Here is a 24,371-nt window from a genome sequence, read left to right as displayed (position 1 = left end):
AACGGAGACTGTCCAAGATCCGCCGGGTCAGGCCGTGCGGCGCATGGCCGCGTAGAGGTTGTGGCCGTCGCCGATGCTGGTCACGTTGACCAGCTCCCAGCCGTAGTGGGACAGGTGCTCGACCGCCTCCATGAGCGGCTGGAATCCGCTACGCCCCCAGGTGTGCTTCGCGGTGACCACGAGGTGCCGGTGCGGGTAGGCGCGCAGGTCGACCTGACCGCCGAGGACGGCGTCGGCGCTGACGACGCGTTCCTGGGCGAGCTGCTGCGGTGGGACGAGAGACATGCCCGGCAGGGTAGGGCCCTCAGTCGAGTCCGTCCCGCCCGAGGCTCGCGAGCAGGCAGCGCCAGGAGTCCGGGGTGAAGGCGAGCGTCGGCCCGGCCGGATCCTTGCTGTCCCGGACCAGCACCACCCCGGGCAGATTGTCCGCCACCTCGACGCAGTTGCCCTCGTTTGCCGAGCGGGTCGACTTGCGCCAGCGGGGCGCGACACTCGTCATGACGTCACCTTCAACTTGTTGATCAAATCAAGCGAGGCACTTTCGCTCAGCGCCTCACCGAGCAGATGCTCCCATTTGCGCTGCACCAAGCCGATCCAGTCGGGATAGTCGGCGATCTGACCGCGGGCCGCATTGTCGAGGCAGAGCAGACGGTCGTGTCCGGGTAGCTCCGCGAGCACGAAGCCACCGCCCATCGAAACATGTGCGCCGACTTCGAGCGGCAGGACGTGCAGCCGCACAGAGGGCAGCTCTGCCGCTTCGAGCAACCGGCCGAGCTGCCGGTCCATGGCGGCCGGTCCCCCGACGGGTCTGCGCAGGGCGCTCTCGTCGATGACGAACACGCACTCGGGCGGATTCTCCCGTTGGAGCAGGCGCTGGCGACTCATGCGGAGGCTGACCAACTCCTCCACCCGATCACTCCGGTACAGGCCGCCGGCCGAGGCGACCGCCCGGGCATACTCCTCGCTTTGCAGGAGCCCAGGGACCAGACACGGCTCGAAGTAGCACAGCCGGATCGCCCGCTCCTCGTGGCCCGGCCAGGACTCGAACCAGGCTGGCCCGCTGTTCTCCTCGCCCGCCGTCAGCAGGCTGGTGAGGAGGCCGCCGGTGCCGAGGGCCTCGTCGGCGGCGACGGCGAACTCCATCGTCGGCCGACGTCGCCCAGTCTCGATCGCCGCCACCGTAGAGGGGCTCCACCTGATCAGCGTGGCCAGACCCTCCTGAGAGACGTCCGCACCGGCCCGGGCGGCCTTGAGCGCCCGGATCCACATCTCGATGTCCATGCTTACGTCCCCGGTAAGTACGTGATCGCGTTGTGTAGTAAGCCCTGGCATCCTCCCGCGCCGGCCCCGCCGAGTCCAGGGTGGAGAGGCGCGGCCCGGCTGGTGGAGGCGACGACCCGGCGGCCGGTCCTGCGGCAGGTCGCCCCGGCCATCCCCCGGCCGGGGCGACCCCTTCTCCGGGGAGGCGCCGATGAGCAACGACCGCCGAGATCTTGGACGGAAAGGGCCCCTCCCGGGGCCGAATTCGTCCAAGATCTGGACGAGGTCCCGCACGGCGCACGTCGCTATGCGGCCTTCGTGGCGGTGCCGGGGATGCGGAGCGCACTGGCCGTGCCAGCCGGCGCGGCTCGCGCTGCTGACGGAGTACCGGCACGATCGGACCGCGCTGCTGCTCTACCTGGGCCGGCTCATGGCGGAGGCCGGCGAGCAGCTTCCACGAGCCCGGGACCTGCACCAGCGCTTCCTCGGGTGGGCACGCGGGCGGGGCGGCACAATGTTTCACGTGAATCATGAGCCGGGCGCCGAGATCCACCACACCGACCCGTTCGCCGTGCCGGCCGGGCAGCGCTCGCCGGTCCGCCGCCTGCGCGGCCGGCTGGCCGCCCCGGTGACGCTCTGGACCGCGCCGGGCCCGGCCGGGCTGACCGTCTCGTCCACCCTGGTGGCCGAGGGGGAGCCGGACCGGCTGCTGGGGCTGGTCGACCCGGAGTCGGAACTGTGGGCGGCGGTCGAGGAGGCGGGCCGGTTCGCGGTCACGCCGCTGGGCCCCGGGCACCGGCAACTCGCCGACCGGTTCGCCGGCCTCTTCCCGTCGCCGGGCGGCCTCTTCGCCCTCGACTCCTGGACCGACACCCCCTACGGACCGGTGCCCGCCGACGGCGGCGGGTGGGCCGGGTGCCGGCTCGACGCCGCCCGGGAGTACGGCTGGGGCCTGCTGGTCGAGGCCACCATCGAGGCGGTCGACCTGGCCGAGGAGAGCGCGCCGCTGCTGCACTACCGCGGCCGCTACCGGGGGCTGACCGACTGACCACCGACCGCTGAGCGGAGTGACCTGAGTCACTCGGCGCAGCCGGGCTGCCGTTCGGCGCAGGCGTCGACCATGGCCGATCCGAGCCTTCCCCGGCGGGGAGCGCGCTCTCTACCGTGCGCGAAAACTCCCCACGCCTTGCGAAGGTGGTGATCCACAGATGTCCACGGACACACCCGCGTCCGCACCCGCCGAGTCGGCGGCGGAACGGTACCTTGCCGTCCAGCGGTCGGACGAGTTCGCCGGGTTGCGGCGCGCGCTGCGCGGCTTCGTCTTCCCGATGACCGTCGCGTTCTTCCTGTGGTACGCGCTCTACGTCATCCTCTCCGCGTACGCGCGGGGTTTCATGGGCACGAAGCTGGTCGGCAACATCAACGTCGCCCTGGTCTTCGGCCTGCTCCAGTTCGTCTCCACGTTCGTCATCGCCTGGCTCTACTCGCGGTTCGCCGACCGGAAGATCGATCCGGTCGCCGACCGGATCCGCGCCGAGATGGGGGAGGTGAACCATGAACACGGTCCTCGCAGCTGAGGCGGGCAGCACCACCGCCCGGAACCTGACGATCACACTCTTCCTGGTCTTCGTGGCGATCACGCTGGCCATCACGGTCTGGGCCAGCCGGCAGACCAAGACCGCCACCGACTTCTACGCCGGCGGCCGGTCCTTCTCCGGCTTCCAGAACGGCATGGCCATCGGCGGCGACTACATGTCGGCCGCGTCCTTCCTGGGCATCGCCGGCCTCATCGCCCTGTACGGCTACGACGGCTTCCTCTACTCGATCGGCTTCCTGGTCGCCTGGCTGGTGGCGCTGCTGCTCGTCGCCGAACTGCTGCGCAACTCCGGCCGGTACACGATGGCCGACGTGCTGGCGTTCCGGATGCGCCAGCGTCCGGTCCGGACCGCGGCGGCGGTCTCCACCATCACGGTGTCGATCTTCTACCTGCTGGCCCAGATGGTCGGCGCGGGCGCGCTGGTCGCCCTGCTGCTCGGCATCAAGCCGGGCACCACCTTCCTGGGCATGGACGCGGACACCGCCAAGGTGGCCACGATCATCATGGTCGGCGCCCTGATGATCATCTACGTCACGGTCGGCGGGATGAAGGGCACCACGTACGTCCAGATCGTCAAGGCGTTCCTGCTGATGACCGGCGCGATCGTCATGACCCTGCTGGTGCTGGCGCACTACAAGTTCAACCTGTCCTCGCTGCTGGGTGACGCCGCCAAGCAGTCCGGCAAGGGTGCGGCCTTCCTGGAACCCGGGTTGCGCTACGGCGTGGAGACACCCGGGGACGCGCTGAAGACCTTCTACAGCAAGATGGACCTGCTCTCGCTGGGTATCGCGCTGGTGCTGGGCACCGCCGGCCTGCCGCACATCCTGATCCGCTTCTACACCGTGCCGACCGCGAAGGCGGCCCGGAAGAGCGTGCTCTGGGCCATCGGCATCATCGGCACCTTCTACCTGCTCACCCTGGCCCTCGGCTTCGGCGCGGCGGCGCTGGTCGGCGGCACGGCGATCACCGCCCAGGACAAGGCCGGCAACACGGCCGCCCCGCAGCTCGCCGAGGCGCTCGGCAAGGACTTCTTCGGCGGGGACCTGGGCGGGGCGACACTGCTGGCGATCATCGCGGCGGTCGCCTTCGCCACGATCCTGGCGGTGGTCGCCGGGCTCACCCTGGCCTCCTCGTCCAGCCTGGCGCACGACTTCTACGCGAACGTGGTGCGCAACGGCGAGGCGTCCGAGCGGCAGGAGGTGAACGTCGCCCGGATCTCCGCGCTGGTGATCGGCGCGATCTCCATCGTGCTCTCGATCTTCGCGCAGAGCCTGAACGTGGCGTTCCTGGTGGCGCTGGCCTTCGCGGTCGCCGCCTCGGGCAACCTGCCGGCGATCCTCTACAGCCTGTTCTGGAAGCGGTTCAACACCTCGGGCGCGGTCTGGGCGATCTACGGCGGCCTGATCGCCGCCGTGGTGCTGGTCTTCTTCTCCCCGGTGGTCTCCGGGGTGCAGACGGCCATGTTCCCCGACCACGACTGGCACTGGTTCCCGCTGTCGAACCCGGGCATCATCTCGATCCCGATCGGCTTCCTCTGCGGCTGGATCGGCACGCTGCTGTCGAAGGAGCACGACGAGGAGAAGTACGCCGAGTTGGAGGTGCGCTCGGTCACCGGCGCCGGCGCGCACTGATCAACTGTTAGGAGGGGCCCCCTCTACAACGCGAGGCGTTAAGAGGGGGCCCTTCCTTGTCTGTATAGGCTGGCCGCCATGAAGGTCGCTCCCCGCTTCGGCTCCGGACATCGCATCCTCGTCACCGGCGGCGCCGGCTTCGTCCCGTCCCACCTCGTCGACCGGCTCATCGAGCGCGGCTGCACGGTCGTGGTGCTGGACAACTTCGTCACCGGCTCCAAGGACAACATCGCCCACCTCCTCGAGAAGCCGACCTTCACGCTGATCGAGGCGGACATCTCGGAAGGGCTGCCGACCGACCACCCGGCCATGGCCGAGCGGTTCGACGGCATCCTGCACATGGCCTCCCCGGCCAGCCCCACCGACTTCGAGAAGCTCCCGGTGGAGATCCTGCGGGTCGGCTCCGTGGCCACCCTGCACCTGCTGGAGCGGGCCACCGCCGACGGCGCCCGGTTCCTGATGGCCTCCACCTCCGAGGCGTACGGGGACCCGAAGGAGCACCCGCAGCGCGAGACGTACTGGGGCAACGTCAACCCGATCGGCATCCGGAGCGTCTACGACGAGGCCAAGCGCTTCTCGGAGGCGGCCACCATGGCCTACCACCGCAGCCGGGGCACCGACACGGCGATCGTCCGGATCTTCAACACGTACGGCCCGCGGATGCGGCCGGACGACGGCCGGGCCATCCCGACCTTCATCTCCCAGGCGTTGCGCGGCGAGCCGATCACGGTGCACGGCACCGGCAACCAGACCCGCTCGATCTGCTACGTGGACGACCTGGTGCGGGGCATCCTGCTGCTGCTCGACTCGACCGAGACCGGCCCGATCAACTGCGGCACCGAGCACGAGATGTCGATGCGGCAACTGGCCGAGACGATCGTGTCACTGACCGGAAGCAGCTCCGAGGTGAGCTACATCACCCGCGCTGCCGACGACCCGGAGAAGCGGCGCCCCGATCTGACGCTCGCCCGTGAGCTGCTGGGATACGAGCCCAGCGTGACGCCCGAAGACGGCCTGCGACGCACGATCGAGTACTTCCGCGGCCGGCTAGGGTACTGAGTCCCGCTGGGAGGAGGCTGACACCCGGCTGCGCCTCAGGGCGCGGGTGGCTCCGCCGACCTACCCTCGGTTACATGTCAGCGACCTCGTCTGCCGGCGTCCCGCTCCCCGCACGTCTGAGTCGGAGCGCGGGCCGCGCCCAGGTCCCCGGCTCCGGCCGGGGCACCACCGGGCGTGCCCGCGCGACCGACGCGCGCTGGTACCCCTCGAACGACGACGCGCCGCGTTCCGGCGGTCCCGGCGGTCCGGGTGGGCCCACCGGGCCGGGCGGGCCGGGCGGCGGCGCCGGCGGTCCCGGCCGGCGCGGCCCGCGGCCACGGTGGGGGCGCATCGGCCTGGTGGCCGGCATCGCGGTGCTGGTGCTGGCGCTGCTCGGCGGCGCCGGCGCCTGGCTCTACGCCCGGAACCTCAACGGCGACCTGGCCCGCACGGACCCGTTCTCCCAGATCACCGGGGGCCGCCCGGCCAAGCAGGTCGACGGCGCGTTGAACATCCTGCTGGTCGGCAGCGACTCGCGGGACCCGGACGCCGAGGTGGACGCCGCCGGCAAGTGGCGGGCGGACACGCTGATCGTCATGCACATCCCGGCCGACCACAAGCATGCCTACCTGGTCTCGATCCCGCGTGACCTCTACGTGCCGATCCCGGAGAGCGCCGGCGCCTCCTGCGACTCGGGCTCGCGCAACAAGATCAATGCCGCCTTCGCGTTCGGCGGCCTGCCGCTGGCCGTGAAGACGGTGGAGTGCTTCAGCGACGTCCGCATCGACCACGTCATGGCGATCGACTTCGGCGGCTTCAAGGAGGTCACCGACGCCCTCGGCGGGGTGGACCTCAAGGTGGAGCGCACCATCAACTCGATCCACAAACCGTACCGGACGTTCACCAAGGGCGTGAACCACATGAACGGCGCCGAGGCCCTGGACTGGGTCCGGCAGCGCAAGCAGTTCCCCGACGGCGACTTCGCCCGGATGCGCCACCAGCAGGAGTTCCTCAAGGCGCTGATGGACAAGGCGGCCAGCACGGGGACATTGACCAACCCCAGGAAGCTCAACGATTTCCTCCGGGCGGTCACCGCCGCCGTCACGGTCGACCAGGGATTCTCGTTGACCGACATGGCGCTGCAGTTCCGGAACCTGCGCGGGGAGAACCTGACCTTCCTCACCAGCCCGAACCTGGGTGGCCAGACCGTCGACGGCCAGTCGGTGGTGGTCTCCGACCGGGAGAAGGCGCTGGCGATGTACAAGGCCATCGCGGCGGACACGATGGCCGACTGGGTGAAGGCCAACCAGAAGACCGACAGTGACGGGAGCGGCGGCTGACGCCGCCCCCACAAAGCAGCACATCCGGTCGGCGGTCAAGGCTCTTCCCACAGTGAGCCAACCGCCGACCGGATCTTTTCAATTGGCCGTTCGGTCACAACCGCAGGCCATTGGCCGAGATTGACGGGAATAGCCCTCGCACGAGGTCGCGAGAACGGGAACAGATACGTACAGTGGTCCCGCCCCCGATCACCGAGCTGGAGCACGCATGCCGGTCCAGACCAGCCGTCGCCCTCAGTCACTGGAGCCCGGTTCGCCCGGGCGGGTTCCCCCGATCATCCCCACGCAGCCCGGCCACGGCGGCCGCGGTCCCGGTGGCGGGAAGAAGCGCACCAAGCGCAAGGACCCGTTCTGGGCCAAGCTCACCGTGATCTTCGGTGCCGTGCTGATGATGACCAGCGGTGTCGCGATCGTCGGCAGCAAGGCGGTGATCGGTCAGGCGACCAGCAGCATCGACCAGGGCAACCTGCTCGGTGAGGCGGGTAAGACCGACGCCGAGGGCGGCAACAGTCTCGAAGGCCCGATCGACATGCTGCTGCTCGGCGTGGACGCCCGCGCGCGCTGGGCCGCCGACGACGTCCGCTCGGACACGATCATCATCCTGCACATCCCGGCCACCCACGACCAGGCCTATCTGATCTCCATCCCCCGGGACACCGAGGCACAGATCCCGGCCTTCGAGAAGAGCGGCTGGCGGGGCGGCACCGACAAGATCAACGCAGCCTTCCAGATCGGCGCCCGCAACGGCGGGGGCTGGGAGGGCGGTGCCCAGCTGATGGCCAAGACCATCAAGTCGATGACGGGCATCAGCTTCGACGGCGCCGCGATCATCAACTTCGGCGGCTTCAAGAACGTCATCGACGCCCTCGGCAGCGTGCGCATCTGCGTGAGCCACGAGGTCAAGTCGCACCACATGATGATGGTCGACGGCAGGCCGATGTGGAACGCGGACGCGAAGAAGACCGGCAAGGCGATGACCCCGGTGGTGCACAAGAAGGGCTGCAAGGAGATGGAGGGCTGGGAGGCCCTCGACTTCGCCCGCCAGCGCTACGGCCTGCCGAACAGCGACTACGACCGCCAGCAGAACCAGCAGCAGCTGATCAAGGCGATGGCCAAGAAGGCCACCGACAAGGGCATGCTGACCAACCCGATCAAGCTGAACGCGCTGATCAAGGCGGCCGGCAAGGCGTTCATCCTGGACACCGGCGGCGTGCCGATCGCGAACTTCATCTTCACGCTCAAGGGCGTCAGCGGGAACGACCTGGTCACCCTCCGGACCAACGGCGGCACCTACAGCAGCGCCGGCAACGGCCGGGAGAAGTTCAACGAGACGACCATGGAGATGTTCCAGGCCGTGAAGAAGGACAAGCTCGCGGACTTCGTGGTGTCGAACCCGACGGTGCTGTCCACCCGCAAATGACCTGGTGACCGGCCGGTAGCCGCGCGAAAGCGGCACCGCCCGGAGCTTCCCCCCGTAGCCTGACGTGAGCGGGTCTCATGTCGCGGCTACGGGGGGAACGTCACGTCCAGGCCAGCACGGAACGCACGCGGGCGGGGTCGTCCCGCCCGCTGGCCCCGGTTCCTGCTCGGCGCCGGTCTCGCCCTGCTCCTGCTCGCCACCCTCGGCGTGGCGGGGCTGCACTGGCTCACCAACCGGTACGACCGCACGGTCACCAAGGAGCAACTGCTCGACGCGGCGGCCCGGCAGTCCCGCACCGACCTCTCCGGCCCGCTCAACTACCTGCTGATCGGCTCCGACCACCGGCCCGGCGCCAACCCCGAGGACCAGCGCTCCGACAGCATCCTGATCGTGCACGTGCCGGCCGGGCTCCGGCAGGCGTACCTGATCTCCGTCCCGCGCGACCTGCTCGTCGCCATCCCGGCGGCGCCCGGCTACGGCGGCGGCCAGGACAAGGTCAACGCGGCGTACGAGCACGGCGGCGGGGGCGCTTCCGGGGCCCGGCTGCTCAGCGCCACCCTCGCCCGGCTCAGCGGGATCCGCTTCGACGGCGCCGCGCTTGTCGACTTCGCCGGCTTCAAACAGGTCATCGACCTGCTCGGCGGCATCCGGATGTGCGTGGACACCCCCGTCCGGTCGATCCACACGAAGACCCAGTTCGACACGGGCTGCCAGCAGATGGACGGCGCCCGGACGCTGGACTACGTGCGGCAGCGCTACGACCTGCCCGGCGGCGACTACGACCGGCAGCGACACCAGCAGCAGATGCTCCGGGCGGTGCTCGACCGGGCCGGCGAGACCCACCTGCGCAGCGACCCGGTGAAGCTGGACCGGGTGCTCCGGGCGGTCGGCGGGGCGCTGACCCTGGACAGCAACGGCGTACCCCTGGAGGACCTGCTCCTCGCGCTCCGCGGGCTGCCCGCGGACGCCCTGCACGGCGTCCAGGTGCCCTCCTACCCGCAGACCATCGACCAGGTCTCCTACGTGGTGCTGGACAACGGCGGCGGCGGGCTCTTCGACGCGCTGCGCGGCACCCGGATGCCGGAGTGGGCCGTCGCCAATCCCCGCTGGGTCAACCGCCTCTGACCGGACGGGCCGTCTAGGCTTGGTAGCCGTGTTCGGACCACAGGTTCCCAGTGTGCCCGCGTCGGCCGTGCCCGACGACGTCTACCTGCTCGACGTCCGGGAGGACGACGAGTGGGCCGCCGGCCATGCGCCGGCCGCCCACCACCTGCCGATGACCGAGCTGCCCGCCCGGATCGCCGAGGTGCCGGACGACCGCGAGGTGGCCGTGATCTGCCGCTCCGGCGGGCGGTCCGCGCAGGTCGTCGCCTACCTGATGCGCAACGGCTGGGACCAGGTGCGCAACGTCGTGGGCGGGATGGGCGACTGGGCCGCCGCCGGCCGCCCGGTGGTCACCGACGACGGGCAGCCGGGTCGGGTCGCCTGAGGCGCGGCGCGGCCATGACCGTCCCCCTGGTGTTCGCACACCGCGGCGCGTCGCACGACCTGCCGGAGCACACCCTCGCCGCCTACCTGCGCGCACTCGACGAGGGCGCGGACGGGCTGGAGTGCGACGTCCGGCTCACCCGGGACGGGCACCTGGTCTGCGTCCACGACCGTCGGCTGGACCGGACCAGCAACGGTCACGGGCTGGTCAGCGCGCGCACGCTCGCCGAGCTGGAGGCGCTCGACTTCGGCTCGTGGCACCCCGGCGGGGTGGCGGCCGACGGGGACGAACAGCTCGACGAGTCGCATACCCGGCTGCTCACGCTGGAACGGCTGCTCGACGCGGTGCTGGCCGCCGGGCGACCGGTGCGGCTGCTGATCGAGACCAAGCACCCGTCCCGCTACGGCCGGGACGTCGAGCGCCGCCTGGTCACCCTGCTGCGCCGGTACGGGCTGGCCGAGCCCGGTCCGGACGACCCGGTCCGGGTCACCGTGATGTCCTTCTCCCCACTCGCCGTACGCCGGATCCGCGACCTCGCGCCGGCACTGCCCACGGTGCTGCTGCTGGAGGTGCTGCCGCGCTGGCTGCGGCTGGGCCGGCTGCCGTTCGGCACCCGGATCGCCGGGCCGGGGATCGGCCTGGTCCGAGCGCGTCCCCAGCTCGTCCCCGCGCTGCGCGCCGCCGGCAACCAGGTCTTCGTCTGGACCGTGAACGAGCCGGAGGATCTGGAGCTGGTGCTGGCCGCCGGGATCGACGGGGTGATCACCGACCGGCCCGCCCGGACGTTGGCCCGGTTGGGCCGGTGAGCACCGCCGGTCCGACCGGTGGGTGGTCGCCCGGGCGGGGGTGTCCCCGCACCGGGCGGCGGGGCACACTCGGGACATGCCGGAGCGAACCGACTTCACCTCTCTGATCGCCGGCCACACCGGCGTGATCAAGATGATCAACTCGGGGGAGTCCGGTCTGCCCGTGCTCACCCGGCTGCTCCGCGAGGTGGAGCCCGCCATCGGCGCGGCCGGCCTGGTGTTCGTGGAGTTCGCCCCCACCGGCGGCCGGGTGATCGCGGCGACCGGCAGCGCCGAGTTCGTCACCGGCCGCCCCCTGCCGGCCACCGACCCGGCCACCGTCTGCCTGCTCTCCGGCCCGCCGGTGCGCGAGGTCCGGGTCGACGCCATCCCCGGCGCGCTCGCCGACGAGGTGGCCGCACGCGGGCTGCACCGGATGATCCTGGCGCGCGCCGAGATCGGCGGGCTGACCGTGGGCAGCCTGCACGCCCTCTACCCGGCCGACGAGTCGCTGGACGCCTCCCAGCGCGCCGTGGTCGGCTACGTGGCCGCCTGCATCGCCCACATGTACGGCGACCAGACCGGCCTGCCGGTGCACGGCGACGGCCCGGTGGTGGCGGCCCTCGCCGACGGCCTGGCCGTGGTGGACCGCGAGCACCACGTGCGGCTCTGGAACCCGGCCGCCGCCCAGGTGACCGGGCGGCCGGCCGGCGAGGCGCTCAACCAGCCACTGCCGTTCCCCCTCCCCCCGTCCGGGCAGGTCCTCGACCACCGGCTGCCGGACGGCCGCTGGCTGCGGATCACCTCCGGCGAGCTGCCCGGGCCGGGCACGCTGCGGGTGGTCACCTTCCGCGACATCACCGACCAGCAGCGGCGCGACCACGACCGCGACCTCTTCGTCGCGGTGACCAGCCACGAGCTGCGCACCCCGGTCACCGTGATCAAGGGGTACGCGGACACCCTCACCGACCACTGGGAGTCGCTCAGCGACGACGACCGGCGGCAGGCCGCCCGGATCATCGGGCAGCGCGCGAACGAACTGGCCCGGCTGGTCGACCGGCTGCTCACCGCCGCCACCGAGAACCGCCCCGGCGGCGAGCCGGCCGCCCCGTTCGACCTGGCCGACGCGCTGCGGGCGGCGGTGCCCGACCTGCCGGCGGACGTCCGGCACCGGGTGGTCCTCGACCTGCCGGCCGATTTGCCCAAGGCCCTCGGCGACCGGCACAGCCTGGCCACCGTGCTCACCGAGCTGGGCACCAACGCCGGCAAGTACTCGCTGCCGGACACCCCCATCGAGGTCTGCGCCGAGGCCAACGAACGCACCGTCTCCTTCCGGGTCGCCGACCGGGGCATCGGCATCCGGCCGGAGCACGTGGAGCGGGCGTTCGACCGGTTCTGGCAGGGGGAGTCCGGCGACCGGCGTCGCTACCCGGGGGCCGGGCTGGGCCTCTATCTCGTCCGGCAGATCGTTGAACAGCAGAATGGATGGGTATCCCTACGACCGAGAGCCGGTGGGGGTACGGTCGCAGAGGTGCGGCTGCCACGGGGGTGAACCCGGCCCGCACGGCGGTGGGGAAGGAACGACGGTGGGGACGGGTTCGGCCGAACGATCGTGGTGCGTGGTGGTGCCCCACCACGCCACCGGCGCGCGCCTGGCCCGGCACCGGCTCGCCGACGAGCTGGCCGACGTCGTACCCGCGCCCCTGCTGGCCGACCTGGTGGCCGTCCTCGCCGAGCTGGTCGGCAACGCCGTGCGGCACGCCGACCCGCTGCCCGGCGGCGTGGTCCGGGTGGCCTGGCGGCTGCGGGCGGCGGCCGGTGGGCAGACCGTCCAGCTCCGGGTGACCGACGGCGGCTCCGCCTCCGGCCCGCTCATGCGGGTCGCCACCCCGGACGCCGTCGACGGGCGCGGCCTGCACATCGTCTCCGGGCTGGCCAGCCGCTGGGGCGTCGAGCGGGACGGCCTGGGCCAGAGCGTCTGGGCCGAGTTCGACCCGGCCGGCTCCACCCGGCCGGACCTGGTCGTGGCCGGTTGAGGCCACCGGGGAGGCGGGTCCTGCCCACGGCCGTCCGGTCCGGCATCTAGGCTGTCTCGCCGTGAGCAAGCGTCGAAAGAGCCAGCGGGCCGCCGAAGCCACCCCGAAGCGGGAGAAGGTGCGCGACGTCTTCGTGCCCCGACCGTTCGAGGGCCTCGTCGACGAGCCGGAGTGGATCGCCCTGCGCGAGCTGGTCCCGGCCGCCTCCGCGCCGCTGCGGCTGACCCCCGAGCTGGCCGAGGAGCACGGCGACCGGCCGGTCACCCTGGCCACTGTGCTGCCGATGGCCGCCCCGGCGATCACCAAGCCGGACGGGCGGGTCCTCGTCGGCCTCCAGCGCCACCAGCAGTCCGGCGACGTCTCGCGGGACCTGGCCGACGCGCTGCTCTGCGCGCTGCGCACCGAGCCGGGCGGTCAGGTGAGCGTGCCGCCGCTGCCCGGGCCGGGCCCCCGCCTCCAGGACATCCTCGTGGACGGGCCGCTGGAGATCAGCATGCACGACGGCTTCGAGTTCTGGCTCGACCCGGGCGCCGCCGACGACCCGGGCGTGCAGGCATCCCTGGAGCGGGCCAACGCGGCCATCTACCCGACCGTGAAGCTGGCCGCGGTGCGGGCCGCGTACTGGTGCCAGGTGCCGGAGAAGGCGCACGTGCGCTGGGTGCTGCCGGAGGACGAGGACGTCGCGCTGGACGCCCTGTCCCGGCTGAGCGTGGCCGGCACGCTGACCCTCGGCGACGACACCCGCTTCGCCGGCATGTTCCGGGCGCACGGCCGCCTCGTGCCGGTCTGGGACCTGCCCGAGGACGTCCCGGCCGCCGACTGGGAGGAGCCGGTGACCGGCTTCGCCAAGCGCTACGCCGAGGCGCTCGAGGAGCGGGAGCCCCTGGACGCGGCCGGGCGCCGGGCCCGCCAGGGCCTGCTCGGCCGCCAGCTCACCCTGCGCTGAGGCTCAGCGGCTCGCGGACCAGCGGGCAGGACATGCAGCGGGGCCCGCCCCGCCCGGAGCCCAGCTCGGACCCGGCGATGGCGATCACCTCGATGCCGGCCCGTTCGAGCTGGGCGTTGGTCTCCACGTTCCGCTCGTAGCCCACGCAGAGCCGGGGGGCGAGCGCGAGGGTGTTGTTGCCGTCGTCCCACTGCTCCCGTTCCGCGGTGACCGGGTCCAGCCCGGTGTCGATCACCCGGAGCTGGTCGAGGTCCATGGCGTCGGCGGCGGCCCGCAGGAACGGCGCCGGGCCGTCGACCCGGGGGTCCTCGCCGTCCGCGCCGGCGATGACCGTGTACGCGGACAGCTCGCTGGCGATGTTCGGGTACATCAGCACGGCGTCGACGTCGACCATCGTGCAGACCGTGTCGAGGTGCATGGTGGCCCGCTCCTGGGCGATCGGGACCACCAGGATGGTGTGCGCGAGCCCGGCGGCGAAGACCTGCCGGCCCAGCCGCTCCGCCCCGGCCGGCGTGGTCCGCTCGCCCACGCCGACGGCGAGCACCCCGGGCGCGAGCAACAGCACGTCGCCGCCCTCCAGGTGCTCCAGCTCGGGGTGGTAGACGAACTCGGTGCCGACGAAGCGCGGGTGGTAGCGGTAGATCGTGTCGGTCAGCGTGGTCTCCCGCCGGCGGGCCGGCATGGCCAGGCTGGTCACACCGACCCGGTCCCCGATCCAGACCGACGAGTCGCGGGTGAAGAGCAGGTTGGGCAGCGGGTCGATGACGAAGTCGTGCCGGTCCATCAGCGTCCAGACCAGACCGCCCGGGCGGTCCGGGCCGATCCGCAGCTCCTCGTGGGCGAGCCCGGCGACGAACACATCGGCCAGCGCGGCCGGGTCGAGGTACGTCAGGTGGTCGGCGACGCGGCGGCGCAGGGTGTCGCCCAGCCGGGGCGAGCGGAGCACCAGCTGGGTCAGCTCGGCCCGCGCGTCCGGCACGGCGAGGGTCTCGGCCAGCAGGGTGGCCAGGTAGAGCACCTCGACCCCGCGGGACCGCAGGGCGGCCGCGAAGGCGTCATGCTCCTCCTGCGCCCGGCCCACCCATGGGATAGCGTCGAAGAGCAAGGAGTCGTTGTTGCGTGGGGTGAGTCGGGCGAGTTCCGGCCCCGGGCGGTGCAGCAGCACCGTGCCGAGGCGACCGACCTCGCTGTCCACGTAGTGGGTCACCTTCGCAGCCTAGGACAGCCTTCCGCACCATCCGAGAAAAGAAGTGTGAATGAATATGGCATTCATCCGCACTCATTCCGGCGCTCCAACTTGCCGAGCACCGGGGTGCGCAACGTAGGGTAGTGGAGACATAACTTCGAGAGACCTTTTGCCGGAGGTCGCGATGACTGTCTTTCCCGCTCGCCGAGCCGTACCGAGCCGGGCACTGCCGCCCGTCTCGGTGCCGCACCCCCGGGTCGAGGCCACCTCGGTGCTCGAACCGGCCCGACCGACTCCGCTGGAGTGGGCCCGCCGTCGGCGGGCCGAGCGGGGGGCCCGCCGGTTGGAGGCGGCCGGGGCCCGGGCCCTCGGTCAACTCGACCACCTCGGCCCCGCCTGGCACGTCATCGAGTGGCCCCGCACCGACGCCGCGGACATCCTGCTCGACCGCACCCCGGACGAGCGGGCCGGGTTCCTCGCCATCGGGCCGAGCGGGCTCTTCGCGGTCACCATCGCCGACCACGGCCGGGCCCGGGTGCTCGTCGCCGGCGACGTCGTGCAGATCAACGGCAAGCGTCCGCCCTATGTGGCCGAGGCGCGCCGCGACGCCAAGCGGGCCAGCAAGGCCCTCTCCGACGCCGTCGGCCTGCCGATCCCGGTGACCCCGGTGCTGACCTTCGTCGGCTCCGGGGTCATCAGCGTCTACGGCCTGCCCAAGGACTGCCTCATGGCCACCCACCGCGAGCTGGACCGCCTGCTCGTGGCCGGTGGCAACCGGATCAGTCCGGCCACGGCCGAGAAGCTCTCCCGGGTCGCCCAGGCCCCGTCGACGTGGCTCAACGGCACGTACCGTCCAGCAGCCGACTACCGGTGGTACGACGAGGGCCGAACGGCCGCTGACAAGCGGGCCGCCCGCCGGTAACGTCTCCGGCGACGCCACGCGGTCCGCGGGTCCGCCCCGGTGGTCCCGTCGGCCCCGCGCCGTCGCCGGCCGTCCGGCACCGGGCACCGTCGCACCGACACCTGTCCCCGGTCCCCGCCGAGCCCCGGATCCCCGAGCGGCTCCGGCCACCGGAGACGCAGCGCGGTCGGGCGGTCGTCGTGACGACCGGCTAGCGTGGACAGACCGTCGGTGTACATAGGAGGCGCGGTGGCCCACGTCGAACTCTCGCTCTCGGAAGCGTTCGTGCCCCCGGCGGGGACACCGACCGAGCAGGAGTCCGACAACGTCGGGCGGTGGTCCGGCATGGTCTCCCGGGCCGCCGAGCCGTGCCTGCTGATCGACGCCGACACCACCGTCGTGGCGATCTCCTCGTCCGGCTGCGACCTGCTCTGCCTCGGCGCCCCCGAGGACGTGATCGGCCGGCCGCTGCTGGAGGGCGGCCTGCGACTGGTCGACTTCACGGCCAGCCCGAGCGAGCTGACCGAGCAGGAGACCGACAAGATCCCGCCGCTGCTCGCGCTGCTCTCCGGCCGGCTGGCCCGGGGGCTGCTCCGGGTCCAGGGGCCCGGCTCCGACGCCGGCACGACGGTCGACGCCATCTCCACGCCGGTGCTCACCGACGGCCAGGTGGCCGGCTCGCTCACCTTCTTCTCTGCCGTCTGACCTGCGAGGACGTGTGGCAATCGCCGCACCGGGCGGTGCTGGGGCACAGCCACGTGGAGGCCGTAGGGTGCCCTCATGCTCGATGTCGCTCTGTTGCCGGGCGCGTACGCGGTGTGCCGCCTGCCGGCCGGCACCGTGGTGCCCCCGCACATCTGGGGCGACCTGGGCGACCGCGACGTGGTGACGGTGAGCTGGACCGCCGACGGGGTCTCGGTGATCTGCCCGGCCGAGCGGGCCCCCACCGGGGCGGACGTGGAGACCGAATGGCGCTGCCTGCGGCTGGTCGGCCCGCTCGACGCGGCGGTCACCGGCACCCTCGCCGCGCTGGTCGACCCGCTCGCCCGGGCCCGGGTGAACGTGGTGGCCTTCTCCACGTACGACACCGACCACCTGCTGGTGCCCGCCGTGCGGCTGGCCGAGGCGACGAGCGCGCTGGAGCGGGCCGGGCACCGGGTCCAGAGGTGACTTCACCCGCCCAGGTGATCCTCCTACGATGGGCTCGGCCGTCCGGCCATGACGACGTCCCTCGATGCCGAGGATCGCACCGTGCCCTGCACCCCGCCCCACCCCGCCCGCCGGCGCCTCCCGGTGGTGCTGGCCGCCCTGCTCACCCTCGCCGGCTGCGGTGCGCCGCCCGAGCTGACTGATCCGGCCGCCTCCGCGACCACCGCCCCGACGGCCTCCGCCACCCCCACCCCCGGCGCGACCCCGACCGCGCCGGCGACCCCGACCGGACCGGCCCGCACGGCGCCGGCCCCGGACCCGACCGCCACCCCCTGCCGGTCCGGCCCGTCCGGCGACCGGGTGATCGCCCTGCTGCGCGGCTCCGCCGGGGTGCTGCCCCGCAACGTCCGGGTCACGGTGCGGACCGGACCGCTCTGCGCCGAGGGCTGGCAGTACACCGTGCTGGCCGTGCGCGGGCACGAGGAACTCCAGGTGGTCACCCGGGGCCGGCCCGCCGCGCTGGAACTCGTCACCGCCGGCACCGACGTGTGCGGCGTGGAGGTGCGCGCCGCCGGCCCGTCCGGCATCCGGACCCTGGCCTGCGACGGCACCCCGGGTGCGTAGTCTGGTCGACATGCCGGGAACACCGCCGACCCGCTTCGTCTACCTCGGTCCCGAGGGCACCTTCGCCGAGCAGGCGCTGCGCACCGTCCCCGCCGCCGAGCGGGGCGGCCGGACGCCGGCGCGCAGCGTGGGCGAGGCGCTGGACGCCGTGCGGGCGGGCGAGGCGGACGCGGCGCTGGTGCCCATGGAGAACTCGATCGGCGGCGCGGTCGGGGTGACCCTGGACGAGCTGGCCGAGGGGGAACCCCTCGTGATCACCCGTGAGGTGATCCTGCCGGTCGAGTTCGTCCTCGCCGCGCGCTCCGCGGTCGCGCTGGCCGACGTGCGCACCGTGGCGGCCCACCCGCAGGCGTCCACCCAGTGCCGCGGCTGGCTCCGCGACCACCTGCCCGACGCCACGGTGGTCGACGTGCTCTCCAACGGCGCCGCCGCGGCGGGCGCGGCGAACGGCGAGTACGACGCCGCCATCTGCGCCCCGATCGGCGCCACCCGGCACCGGCTGGCCGTGCTCGCCGACAAGATCGCCGACCACCCGGACGCGGTGACCCGGTTCGCGCTGGTCTCCCGCCCCGGCCCACCCCCGCCCCCGACCGGCGACGACGTGACCTCGCTGGCGGTCTACCTCGCGCATGACCGGGTCGGCGCGCTGCTGTCGGTGCTCATGGAGCTGGCCACCCGCGGGGTGAACCTGACCCGGATCGAGTCCCGCCCCACCGGCGAGGCGCTCGGCCGGTACGTCTTCTTCCTCGACTGCACCGGCCACGTCGCCGACGTGCGCCTCGGCGAGGCGTTGCAGGGGCTGCGCCGGGTCTGCGCGGACGTGCGCTTCCTCGGGTCGTACCCCCGGCACCGCTGGAGCCCGGCGGCGGGCGACCGGCCGGTCCCCGCGCCGGCCGGCCTCTCCGACCGGGACTACGCGGACGCGGCGGCCTGGCTGGCCCGGCTGCGGGCCGGCGAGCTGAACTGACGGTGCCGGGGGGCCCGGAGCGGGCGCCCCGCACACCGGGCGGTCACTGGAGCAGGCCGCCGAGCAGGCCCTGCTGCTGCTGGGCGCCGCTGCCCTGCACCGGAGGCTCCTCCGAGGGCTGGACCACGACGAACCCCTGACCGGCGAAGCTCATCGTGAACGCCTCGCCGGTGCTCCGGCCGAGCAGCGTGCCCAGGCCGAGCTGCTCGGCCCGGTGGTAGCCGGTCTGGAGGTTGGCCGACCAGCAGACCGCGGCCTGCGGGTCGACGTAGGTGGGCTGGTCGACGTTGAGCACGACGGGGGTGCCCTTGGTGGTGATCGCGATCCGGCCGTGACCGCTGAAGACGCAGTTGAACAGGCCGGACGAGGACGCCATCCCGGCGCCGCCGACCATCTTGATGTCGTACTGGAGCGTGGAGTCGAAGGCCAGCACGCTGGAGCCGTTGATCGACAGCGCGTCCCCGGGCTCCAGGTCGATGATGTGCACGTCCTTGGCGAGCTCGGCGAGGAAGACGTCGCCGCGCCCGGAGAGCTTCATCAGCGGCACGCCCTCACCGGTGAGCCGCTGCTTGATGAACTTGCCGATGCCGCCGGAGCCGAGCGCCTGGAACTGCACCTGACCCTGGTACGCGACCATGGACCCGACGCGGGCCATCGCCTCGCCGTTCAGCTCGATCTTCAGCATCTTGGAGTTCTGCAGCCGCATGCCCGGCTGCTGGGACTCCTTCTCAAGGTTCTCCGCGGAGAACAGCGCGCTGCGCATGGGTTTCCTCCTGCATCGGGTTGTGCCTGCTCCGGAGGTTAGGGGACCCGCGCAACAGCGGGGATCGGCCGAGCGGGGCGCGACGCGGGCCCGGTCAGCCCCACCCGAGGGCGTGCAGGCGCTCGTCGTCGATGCCGAAGTGGTGGGCGATCTCGTGCACCACCGTCACGGCGACCTCCTCCACGACGTCGTCCTCGGTGTCGCAGATCGCCAGGATGGGGTTGCGGAAGATGAGGATGCGGTCCGGCAGCACGCCGGCGTAGTCCCAGCCCCGCTCGGTGAGCGCGTGTCCCTCGTAGAGCCCGAGCAGGTCCTCGCCCGGCGGCGGGTCGTCCTCGACCAGGATGACCACGTTGCTCATCAGCCCGAGCAGCTCCTCGGGCACCTCGTCGAGCGCCTCGCCGACAAGGTCCTCGAACCGCTCCCGGCTCATCTCCACGGCCACGCGGCCCGGTCACCCCTTCCGATCGGCACGCGGCACGGCAAGGGCACCCCGCCGGGGCACCCGTGCCGTGTCGGGCGTGGTCAGGCCAGGCGGGCGTTCAGCGTGATCTGCGCGCCCGGCGAAAGCAGCCGCGAGATCGGGCAGTTCTCCTTGGCCGCCTCGGCCAGCTTGGAGAACTCGGCCTCGTCGAGGCCCGGGACCTGGCCGACCGTCTCCAGGTCGATCCGGGTCACGGTCATGCCCGCGTCGGTCTTGTCGAAGTGCACCTTGGCGGTGGTCTCCACCGAGGTGTCGGTGGCGCCCGCGTCGGCGAGCTGCTTGGAGAGGGCCATCGAGAAGCAGCTGGCGTGCGCGGCGCCGATCAGCTCCTCGGGGTTGGTGCCCTCGCCCTCCTCGAAGCGGGACTTGAAGGAGTAGTTGCCGGTCAGGCCGCCCTTGCCGGTGCGGACGGTGCCGGAGCCCTCGGTGAGGTTGCCCTGCCAGCGAGCGGAAGCGGTACGGATAGGCATGGCACCGACGCTAACGGAAAGCGGCGGCCCCCGCACCGGCCTGTGCGCTTGCGCTCCCCGTCATCGCGTGCCGGCCGTGTCATGATGCGGGGCAGGCCGGCGTACGGGAAGGTGGCCGATGTCCCAGGATCTCCCCATCCCCAGGCAGGACAACCGGTCCGACGGCACGACCGTCGTGGAGTGGGGCGAGGCCGAACCAGCTCGGCCCGGCCGGGTCGGGCGCTCGCTCGCCGGCCTCGGCCGGGACCACCGCCTCCCGCCGGTGCTCGCCGGTCTCGGCGCGGTGGCCGCGGTCGCCTCGCTGATCGGCGAGTGGCTGGTCGTGACCGTGCCGAACGAGGGTCCGGAGGGGAACAGCACGGTTCGGCTCCCGAGCGGGGTCGGTCAGGTGAGCGGCTTCGGGGTGGCGTACCTGGTGGGTCTGCTCGGCCTGGCGGTCGCCGTGGCCCTGGCGCTGCGCGGCGCGCCGGCGGTCCGGCAGCACGCCCGGATCGCCGGCCTCGGCCTCGCGGCGGCTCTGCTGGCCGTGCTGGCCGCGACCGCCGCCTCCCTGGAGGAGCTGAGCCGCCGCGCCCTCTTCTTCCCCACCGACCAGCGGTTGCAGGTGGAGCACGGGCGCGGCCTGGTCACCGCCTTTCTCGCCGTCGTGCTGCTGGCCGCCGCGCTGCACCTGTCCGGCCGGGCCGGCGCGGAGCCCGGTGGCCGGGCGGACGAGCCGGCGGCGGAGCCGGCCGGCGGGGCGCCGGACGGCTGGTCCGGCCGGGGCCGGCGGCGGGCGGCCGAGGACGAGTTGCCCCCGGCCCCGGCCGACCTGAGCGTGCAGCCCACCACGCCCTTCGCCCGGCCCGAACCGCCGCGCTGACGGGGCGCGGCGGGGCCGTTCCGCCACCCCGAACCGCCCGCCCGCACCCTGCGGAGCGGGCCGCCGAGGGACACCGGACGGCCGCCGCGGGTTGGTGTCCGATTCGCCGAAAAGCCATGGTTGCGACCCGTTCGGCGAGATACGGTTGCTGCCCGCCGTCCGGTGGCCGCGGCACCGAGGACCTGGACGGCCGACGCGACGGCGGCGGGCGAAGGAGGAACCATGACCCGCCCGGGCCTGCCCAAGCTGATCGCCACGGACCTCGACGGCACGCTCGTCCGCAGCGACGAGACCGTCTCCGCCTACACCCACGAGGTGCTCGACCGGGTGCGGGCCGCGGGGATCCCGGTGGTCGGCGCCACCGGCCGGGGGCCCCGCCTGACCGAGCTGACCCGCAATGACATCCGCGCCGCCGACTTCCTCGTGATGGCCGGCGGTGGTCGCGTGGTCGACCAGAGCGACCCGGCGGGCCCGCTCGTGCTGCGCGACGAGCGCCTGTCGGGCGCCGTGCTGGCCCGGATCGTGGCCGACCTGGAGGCCGCCGTCGGCCCGCTCACCGTCATGGTGGAGGCGTCGGACGAGCCCGACGCGCCGCTCTGGGGTGACTACCACCCGAGCTGGCCCTACCCGGACCGGTTCGAGGCGCGCAGCCGCGCGGAGTGCCTCTCCTGCGACGTGCTCAAGGCGTTCGCCCGCACGGCCGACCACCACGTGGACGAGCTGCTGGCGGTGGCCCGCCGGATCGTCCCGGCCGAGCTGGCCACGCTCACCCAGGCCGGGCTCGGCTACGTCGAGATCTGCCCACCCGGGGTGGACAAGTCCACCGGGCTCAGCGTGGTCGCCGAGCGGCTCGGCGTCGACCCGGCCGAGGTGCTGGTCTTCGGCGACCAGCCGAACGACCTGCCGATGTTCGAGTGGGCCGGCTGGGGCCGCGTGGCGGTGGCCAACGCGCACCCGGAGGTGCGGGCCGCGGCCGACGAGATCACCCTGCGCAACGACGACGACGGCGTCGCGGTCTACCTGGACCGACTACTCTCCCGGTGATGGGAGAGGCACCTCGGCTCGTCGCGACCGACATCGACGGCACACTGCTCCGGGACGACCGGACGCTCAGCCCGCGCACCGCGGACGTGCTGGCCCGGATCTCCGCGGCGGGCACGCCGGTCGTGCTGGTCACCGGCCGTCCCATCCGCTGGCTCCAGCTGGTGTACGACCAGCTCGCCGAGCCGCTGCCGGCGATCTGCGCGAACGGCGCCGTGGTGTACGACCCGGCCACCGACGAGGTGCTCCGCGCCGACCCGCTCGCCCCCGAGCTGCTGGCCGAGGTGGCCCGGCGGCTCCGGGCCGAGGTGCCCGACGTGAGCTTCGCGGTCGAGATCGTGGACAGCCGGCAGATGCGGCACGAGGCGCACTACCCGCTGCGCTGGGACGCCGACGCCGACGCGATCCGGGCCATCGAGTCGCCCGAGGAGCTGCTCGCCGTCCCGGCGGTGAAGCTGCTGGCCCGGGCCGGTGAGCAGGACCCGGACGTGTTCGTGCGGGTGGTGGCCGGCGCCCTCCAGGGGCTGGCCGAGGCGACCCACTCGTCGTACAGCGGGCTGGTGGAGATCTCCGCCGCCGGGGTGACCAAGGCGGCCGGCCTCGCCTGGTACGCGGCGCGCCTCGGCATCGACGAGCGGGACGTGCTGGCCTTCGGCGACATGCCGAACGACCTGCCGATGCTGACCTGGGCCGGGCGGGCCGTGGCGGTCGCCAACGCCCACCCGGCCGTCCTGGCGGTCGCCGACGAGGTGACCGGGGCGAACACCGTCGACGGTGTGGCCGCGTATCTCGAACAGGTCTTCGGGGTGGCCTGAGCGGCCGGGGCGCCGGAGCGCCCCGGCCGGTCAGAGGTACTGGCCGGGCGCGTGGCCCTCGTTGCCCTGCGGCATGCCGGGCATGCCCGGCACCATCCCGCCGCCCGGGCCGCTGGGCAGCGCCTGCCGGCCGGAGCGCATCTGCTCCAGCTGGACGCGGGCGGCCATCTGCTGGGCGACCAGCGCGGCCTGGATGCCGTGGAACAGCCCCTCCAGCCAGCCGACCAGCTGGGCATGGGCGATCCGCAGCTCGCCCTCGCTGGGCGCCTGGTCCTCGGTGAAGGGCAGCGAGATCCGCTCCAGCTCCTCGCGCAGCTCGGGCGCGAGGCCCTCCTTCAGCTCGACGATCGAGCGCTCGTGGATCTCCCGCATCCGGTGCCGGCTGGCGTCGTCCAGGGGCGCCGCCTTGACCTCCTCCAGCAGCTGCTTGATCATGCTGCCGATCCGCATCACCTTGGCGGGCTGCTCGACCAGGCGGGTGGGATCCTCGCCCTGGCCCTCCTCGGTCTGCACCGTGCCGACCGGCCGGCCGTCCGGCCCGACCACCACCACGGTGCCGGGGATGCCATCGTTGCCCTGTTCGTCGTCCTGTCCGGCGAAGCGCGCTTCGGTCATGGGACCCATCTTTACCCACCTCCACCACGGGCACGCGCCCGGACCGGCTGCCGGCCCGGAACCACCCGGCCGGGGCGCGCTACCGTCGCCGTCATGCCCGCAGACCCGCGCGCCGTGCTGACCCGGCCGGCCCCGCCGCCGGACACCACCGTCGCCTACGGCGACCACCCGGACCAGTGCGCCGACCTGCGTCGGCCGGCTGGCGACGGGCCGCCCCGCCGGCTGGTGGTCGTGGTGCACGGCGGCTTCTGGCGGGCCGAGTACGACCGCACCCACACCGGCCCGATGGCGGCGGCCCTGGCCGCGCTCGGCCACCCGGTGGCCCAGGTCGAGTACCGGCGCACCGGCCAGCCGGGCGGGGGCTGGCCGCACACCCTCACCGACGTGCTGGCCGGGGTGGCGGCGCTGCCCGCGCTGGCCGCCGCCGCGCTGCCCGGCCTGGTGGCCTCCGCCCCACCGATCGTCGTCGGGCACTCGGCCGGCGGACACCTGGCGCTGTACGTCGCCGCGCACGCCCCGGCCACGGTCGGCGGCGTGCTGGCGCTGGCGCCGGTGGCGGACCTCGCCGAGGCGTACCGGCTGGACCTGGACTCCGGCGCGGTGGCCGCGCTGCTCGGCGGCGGCCCGGCCGACTTTCCGGATCGGTACGCGGTCGCGGATCCATCCTCGTTGGTGCCGATACAGACACGCACAGTAGTCATGCACGGGGCTCTGGACCAGCAGGTCCCGATCGCCATCAGCCGGTCCTGGGTGGCGGCCGCCCGGGCCGCCGGCGCTCCCGCCACGCTGATCGAGCTGCCCGAATGTGAGCATTTCGGGCTGATCGCACCCGACTCGGCGGCCTGGCCGCAGGTGGTCGGCACGTTGCGGTCGCTTCACGATGATCTTCCGGGCATTGACGCAGGGTCGCGGAGCAGGTAGAACGCCGAGGGGGCGTTGCACCCTGGCCGCT

29 protein-coding genes are annotated in these 24,371 nt (G+C 73.0%); 21 read left to right on the top strand and 8 right to left on the bottom strand.

The window, feature by feature from the left end; all coding sequences use genetic code 11:
- Positions 1-27: 27 nt before the first annotated feature.
- From ABZS80_RS05660 to ABZS80_RS05650, 3 genes are read right to left on the bottom strand one after another with little or no spacing between them, the layout of a single operon-like run.
- On the bottom strand, positions 28-285 hold the full coding sequence (locus ABZS80_RS05660; RefSeq protein WP_151463774.1) for a hypothetical protein: 258 nt from the start codon (positions 283-285) through the stop codon (positions 28-30).
- A 19-nt stretch (positions 286-304) separates the two neighbouring features.
- Positions 305-499: a DUF397 domain-containing protein gene (locus tag ABZS80_RS05655; RefSeq protein WP_355054596.1), complete on the bottom strand. Its 195-nt coding sequence runs from the start codon at positions 497-499 to the stop codon at positions 305-307.
- Positions 496-1,281, bottom strand: coding sequence for a helix-turn-helix transcriptional regulator (locus ABZS80_RS05650; RefSeq protein WP_355054595.1), 786 nt, complete (start codon positions 1,279-1,281; stop codon positions 496-498). The genes ABZS80_RS05655 and ABZS80_RS05650 overlap by 4 nt, the downstream gene beginning before the upstream one ends.
- Positions 1,282-1,567: 286 nt before the next feature.
- Between ABZS80_RS05650 and ABZS80_RS05645 the strand changes: the two genes are divergently transcribed.
- The 12 genes from ABZS80_RS05645 to ABZS80_RS05590 all read left to right on the top strand — a co-directional run bounded on the left by ABZS80_RS05645 (position 1,568) and on the right by ABZS80_RS05590 (position 13,542).
- Positions 1,568-2,308, top strand: coding sequence for a flavin reductase family protein (locus tag ABZS80_RS05645; protein ID WP_355054594.1), 741 nt, complete (start codon positions 1,568-1,570; stop codon positions 2,306-2,308).
- A 160-nt stretch (positions 2,309-2,468) separates the two neighbouring features.
- Positions 2,469-2,837 (top strand): DUF485 domain-containing protein, encoded by a 369-nt coding sequence (locus ABZS80_RS05640; protein WP_355054593.1) that lies wholly within the window; start codon positions 2,469-2,471, stop codon positions 2,835-2,837.
- Entirely contained in the window at positions 2,815-4,488 is a 1,674-nt protein-coding gene (locus ABZS80_RS05635; RefSeq protein ID WP_355054592.1) for a cation acetate symporter, read from the top strand. The genes ABZS80_RS05640 and ABZS80_RS05635 overlap by 23 nt, the downstream gene beginning before the upstream one ends.
- A 78-nt stretch (positions 4,489-4,566) precedes the next feature.
- A complete protein-coding gene (locus ABZS80_RS05630) occupies positions 4,567-5,547 on the top strand; it encodes a UDP-glucuronic acid decarboxylase family protein (RefSeq protein WP_355054591.1) in 981 nt (326 codons plus the stop codon).
- Between the two features lie 74 nt (positions 5,548-5,621).
- A complete protein-coding gene (locus ABZS80_RS05625; RefSeq protein ID WP_355054590.1) occupies positions 5,622-6,866 on the top strand; it encodes an LCP family protein in 1,245 nt (414 codons plus the stop codon).
- Positions 6,867-7,074: 208 nt separating this feature from the next.
- Positions 7,075-8,286, top strand: a complete 1,212-nt coding sequence (locus tag ABZS80_RS05620; RefSeq protein ID WP_355054589.1) for an LCP family protein — start codon at positions 7,075-7,077, stop codon at positions 8,284-8,286.
- A 207-nt stretch (positions 8,287-8,493) separates the two neighbouring features.
- Positions 8,494-9,411: an LCP family protein gene (locus tag ABZS80_RS05615; protein WP_355054588.1), complete on the top strand. Its 918-nt coding sequence runs from the start codon at positions 8,494-8,496 to the stop codon at positions 9,409-9,411.
- 28 nt (positions 9,412-9,439) lie between these two features.
- Positions 9,440-9,775, top strand: a complete 336-nt coding sequence (locus ABZS80_RS05610) for a rhodanese-like domain-containing protein (RefSeq protein WP_151463782.1) — start codon at positions 9,440-9,442, stop codon at positions 9,773-9,775.
- A 14-nt stretch (positions 9,776-9,789) separates the two neighbouring features.
- Positions 9,790-10,581 carry a glycerophosphodiester phosphodiesterase family protein gene (locus tag ABZS80_RS05605; protein WP_355054587.1) on the top strand — a complete coding sequence of 264 codons (792 nt, stop codon included), beginning with the start codon at positions 9,790-9,792 and terminating at the stop codon, positions 10,579-10,581.
- Positions 10,582-10,657: 76 nt separating this feature from the next.
- The gene (locus ABZS80_RS05600) at positions 10,658-12,112 is read left to right on the top strand and encodes an ATP-binding protein (protein WP_355054586.1); all 1,455 of its coding nucleotides are present in this window, start codon (positions 10,658-10,660) and stop codon (positions 12,110-12,112) included.
- A gap of 67 nt (positions 12,113-12,179) precedes the next feature.
- Entirely contained in the window at positions 12,180-12,596 is a 417-nt protein-coding gene (locus ABZS80_RS05595) for an ATP-binding protein (protein ID WP_355054679.1), read from the top strand.
- Positions 12,597-12,657: 61 nt separating this feature from the next.
- Positions 12,658-13,542, top strand: a complete 885-nt coding sequence (locus ABZS80_RS05590) for a DUF5926 family protein (RefSeq protein ID WP_355054585.1) — start codon at positions 12,658-12,660, stop codon at positions 13,540-13,542.
- Here ABZS80_RS05590 and ABZS80_RS05585 read toward each other — a convergent pair.
- Positions 13,529-14,749 carry an arginine deiminase gene (locus ABZS80_RS05585; RefSeq protein ID WP_355054584.1) on the bottom strand — a complete coding sequence of 407 codons (1,221 nt, stop codon included), beginning with the start codon at positions 14,747-14,749 and terminating at the stop codon, positions 13,529-13,531. The genes ABZS80_RS05590 and ABZS80_RS05585 overlap by 14 nt on opposite strands.
- Positions 14,750-14,912: 163 nt before the next feature.
- Between ABZS80_RS05585 and ABZS80_RS05580 the strand changes: the two genes are divergently transcribed.
- The 5 genes from ABZS80_RS05580 (at position 14,913) to pheA (ending at position 18,369) form a co-directional block, all read left to right on the top strand.
- The gene (locus tag ABZS80_RS05580; protein WP_355054583.1) at positions 14,913-15,650 is read left to right on the top strand and encodes a hypothetical protein; all 738 of its coding nucleotides are present in this window, start codon (positions 14,913-14,915) and stop codon (positions 15,648-15,650) included.
- Positions 15,651-15,878: 228 nt separating this feature from the next.
- On the top strand, positions 15,879-16,334 hold the full coding sequence (locus tag ABZS80_RS05575; protein WP_151463789.1) for a PAS domain-containing protein: 456 nt from the start codon (positions 15,879-15,881) through the stop codon (positions 16,332-16,334).
- A 75-nt stretch (positions 16,335-16,409) separates the two neighbouring features.
- The gene (locus ABZS80_RS05570) at positions 16,410-16,799 is read left to right on the top strand and encodes an ACT domain-containing protein (RefSeq protein WP_355054582.1); all 390 of its coding nucleotides are present in this window, start codon (positions 16,410-16,412) and stop codon (positions 16,797-16,799) included.
- Positions 16,800-16,847: 48 nt separating this feature from the next.
- Positions 16,848-17,402, top strand: coding sequence for a hypothetical protein (locus ABZS80_RS05565; protein ID WP_355054581.1), 555 nt, complete (start codon positions 16,848-16,850; stop codon positions 17,400-17,402).
- Positions 17,403-17,412: 10 nt separating this feature from the next.
- A complete protein-coding gene (pheA, locus tag ABZS80_RS05560) occupies positions 17,413-18,369 on the top strand; it encodes a prephenate dehydratase (RefSeq protein WP_355054580.1) in 957 nt (318 codons plus the stop codon).
- Between the two features lie 43 nt (positions 18,370-18,412).
- Here the strand turns inward: pheA and ABZS80_RS05555 are convergent, their stop codons facing one another.
- The 3 genes from ABZS80_RS05555 to ABZS80_RS05545 all read right to left on the bottom strand — a co-directional run bounded on the left by ABZS80_RS05555 (position 18,413) and on the right by ABZS80_RS05545 (position 20,086).
- Positions 18,413-19,132 carry an AIM24 family protein gene (locus ABZS80_RS05555; RefSeq protein ID WP_355054579.1) on the bottom strand — a complete coding sequence of 240 codons (720 nt, stop codon included), beginning with the start codon at positions 19,130-19,132 and terminating at the stop codon, positions 18,413-18,415.
- 94 nt (positions 19,133-19,226) lie between these two features.
- Entirely contained in the window at positions 19,227-19,571 is a 345-nt protein-coding gene (locus ABZS80_RS05550) for a metallopeptidase family protein (RefSeq protein ID WP_355054678.1), read from the bottom strand.
- 86 nt (positions 19,572-19,657) lie between these two features.
- On the bottom strand, positions 19,658-20,086 hold the full coding sequence (locus tag ABZS80_RS05545) for an OsmC family protein (RefSeq protein WP_355054578.1): 429 nt from the start codon (positions 20,084-20,086) through the stop codon (positions 19,658-19,660).
- A gap of 118 nt (positions 20,087-20,204) precedes the next feature.
- Here ABZS80_RS05545 and ABZS80_RS05540 point away from each other — a divergent pair, with 118 nt between their 5' ends.
- The 3 genes from ABZS80_RS05540 (at position 20,205) to ABZS80_RS05530 (ending at position 22,804) form a co-directional block, all read left to right on the top strand.
- Entirely contained in the window at positions 20,205-20,948 is a 744-nt protein-coding gene (locus ABZS80_RS05540) for a hypothetical protein (RefSeq protein ID WP_355054577.1), read from the top strand.
- 222 nt (positions 20,949-21,170) lie between these two features.
- Entirely contained in the window at positions 21,171-21,992 is an 822-nt protein-coding gene (locus tag ABZS80_RS05535) for an HAD family hydrolase (RefSeq protein ID WP_151464389.1), read from the top strand.
- On the top strand, positions 21,992-22,804 hold the full coding sequence (locus tag ABZS80_RS05530) for an HAD family hydrolase (RefSeq protein ID WP_355054576.1): 813 nt from the start codon (positions 21,992-21,994) through the stop codon (positions 22,802-22,804). Before ABZS80_RS05535 ends, ABZS80_RS05530 begins: the two co-directional genes overlap by 1 nt.
- Before the next feature lie 30 nt (positions 22,805-22,834).
- Here the strand turns inward: ABZS80_RS05530 and ABZS80_RS05525 are convergent, their stop codons facing one another.
- A complete protein-coding gene (locus tag ABZS80_RS05525; protein ID WP_151464391.1) occupies positions 22,835-23,428 on the bottom strand; it encodes a bacterial proteasome activator family protein in 594 nt (197 codons plus the stop codon).
- 84 nt (positions 23,429-23,512) lie between these two features.
- Here ABZS80_RS05525 and ABZS80_RS05520 point away from each other — a divergent pair, with 84 nt between their 5' ends.
- Complete coding sequence (locus tag ABZS80_RS05520; protein ID WP_355054575.1) at positions 23,513-24,340, top strand: alpha/beta hydrolase; 828 nt, start codon at positions 23,513-23,515, stop codon at positions 24,338-24,340.
- Positions 24,341-24,371 lie beyond the last annotated feature (31 nt).

This window comes from Micromonospora sp. NPDC005305 (assembly GCF_040607315.1).
Taxonomy (GTDB): domain Bacteria; phylum Actinomycetota; class Actinomycetes; order Mycobacteriales; family Micromonosporaceae; genus Micromonospora.
The sequence above is the reverse complement of the archived record's forward strand: the minus strand, read 5'-3'. Positions and strand labels throughout refer to the sequence as shown.

Coding starts and splice junctions, on each gene's coding strand:
- ABZS80_RS05660 (WP_151463774.1), bottom strand. CDS start 285: ATGTCTCTCGTCCCACCGCAGCAGCTCGCCCAGGAACGCGTCGTCAGC.
- ABZS80_RS05655 (WP_355054596.1), bottom strand. CDS start 499: ATGACGAGTGTCGCGCCCCGCTGGCGCAAGTCGACCCGCTCGGCAAAC.
- ABZS80_RS05650 (WP_355054595.1), bottom strand. CDS start 1,281: ATGGACATCGAGATGTGGATCCGGGCGCTCAAGGCCGCCCGGGCCGGT.
- ABZS80_RS05645 (WP_355054594.1), top strand. CDS start 1,568: ATGCGGCCTTCGTGGCGGTGCCGGGGATGCGGAGCGCACTGGCCGTGC.
- ABZS80_RS05640 (WP_355054593.1), top strand. CDS start 2,469: ATGTCCACGGACACACCCGCGTCCGCACCCGCCGAGTCGGCGGCGGAA.
- ABZS80_RS05635 (WP_355054592.1), top strand. CDS start 2,815: ATGAACACGGTCCTCGCAGCTGAGGCGGGCAGCACCACCGCCCGGAAC.
- ABZS80_RS05630 (WP_355054591.1), top strand. CDS start 4,567: ATGAAGGTCGCTCCCCGCTTCGGCTCCGGACATCGCATCCTCGTCACC.
- ABZS80_RS05625 (WP_355054590.1), top strand. CDS start 5,622: ATGTCAGCGACCTCGTCTGCCGGCGTCCCGCTCCCCGCACGTCTGAGT.
- ABZS80_RS05620 (WP_355054589.1), top strand. CDS start 7,075: ATGCCGGTCCAGACCAGCCGTCGCCCTCAGTCACTGGAGCCCGGTTCG.
- ABZS80_RS05605 (WP_355054587.1), top strand. CDS start 9,790: ATGACCGTCCCCCTGGTGTTCGCACACCGCGGCGCGTCGCACGACCTG.
- ABZS80_RS05600 (WP_355054586.1), top strand. CDS start 10,658: ATGCCGGAGCGAACCGACTTCACCTCTCTGATCGCCGGCCACACCGGC.
- ABZS80_RS05580 (WP_355054583.1), top strand. CDS start 14,913: ATGACTGTCTTTCCCGCTCGCCGAGCCGTACCGAGCCGGGCACTGCCG.
- ABZS80_RS05570 (WP_355054582.1), top strand. CDS start 16,410: ATGCTCGATGTCGCTCTGTTGCCGGGCGCGTACGCGGTGTGCCGCCTG.
- ABZS80_RS05565 (WP_355054581.1), top strand. CDS start 16,848: ATGACGACGTCCCTCGATGCCGAGGATCGCACCGTGCCCTGCACCCCG.
- pheA (WP_355054580.1), top strand. CDS start 17,413: ATGCCGGGAACACCGCCGACCCGCTTCGTCTACCTCGGTCCCGAGGGC.
- ABZS80_RS05555 (WP_355054579.1), bottom strand. CDS start 19,132: ATGCGCAGCGCGCTGTTCTCCGCGGAGAACCTTGAGAAGGAGTCCCAG.
- ABZS80_RS05545 (WP_355054578.1), bottom strand. CDS start 20,086: ATGCCTATCCGTACCGCTTCCGCTCGCTGGCAGGGCAACCTCACCGAG.
- ABZS80_RS05540 (WP_355054577.1), top strand. CDS start 20,205: ATGTCCCAGGATCTCCCCATCCCCAGGCAGGACAACCGGTCCGACGGC.
- ABZS80_RS05535 (WP_151464389.1), top strand. CDS start 21,171: ATGACCCGCCCGGGCCTGCCCAAGCTGATCGCCACGGACCTCGACGGC.
- ABZS80_RS05530 (WP_355054576.1), top strand. CDS start 21,992: ATGGGAGAGGCACCTCGGCTCGTCGCGACCGACATCGACGGCACACTG.
- ABZS80_RS05525 (WP_151464391.1), bottom strand. CDS start 23,428: ATGGGTCCCATGACCGAAGCGCGCTTCGCCGGACAGGACGACGAACAG.
- ABZS80_RS05520 (WP_355054575.1), top strand. CDS start 23,513: ATGCCCGCAGACCCGCGCGCCGTGCTGACCCGGCCGGCCCCGCCGCCG.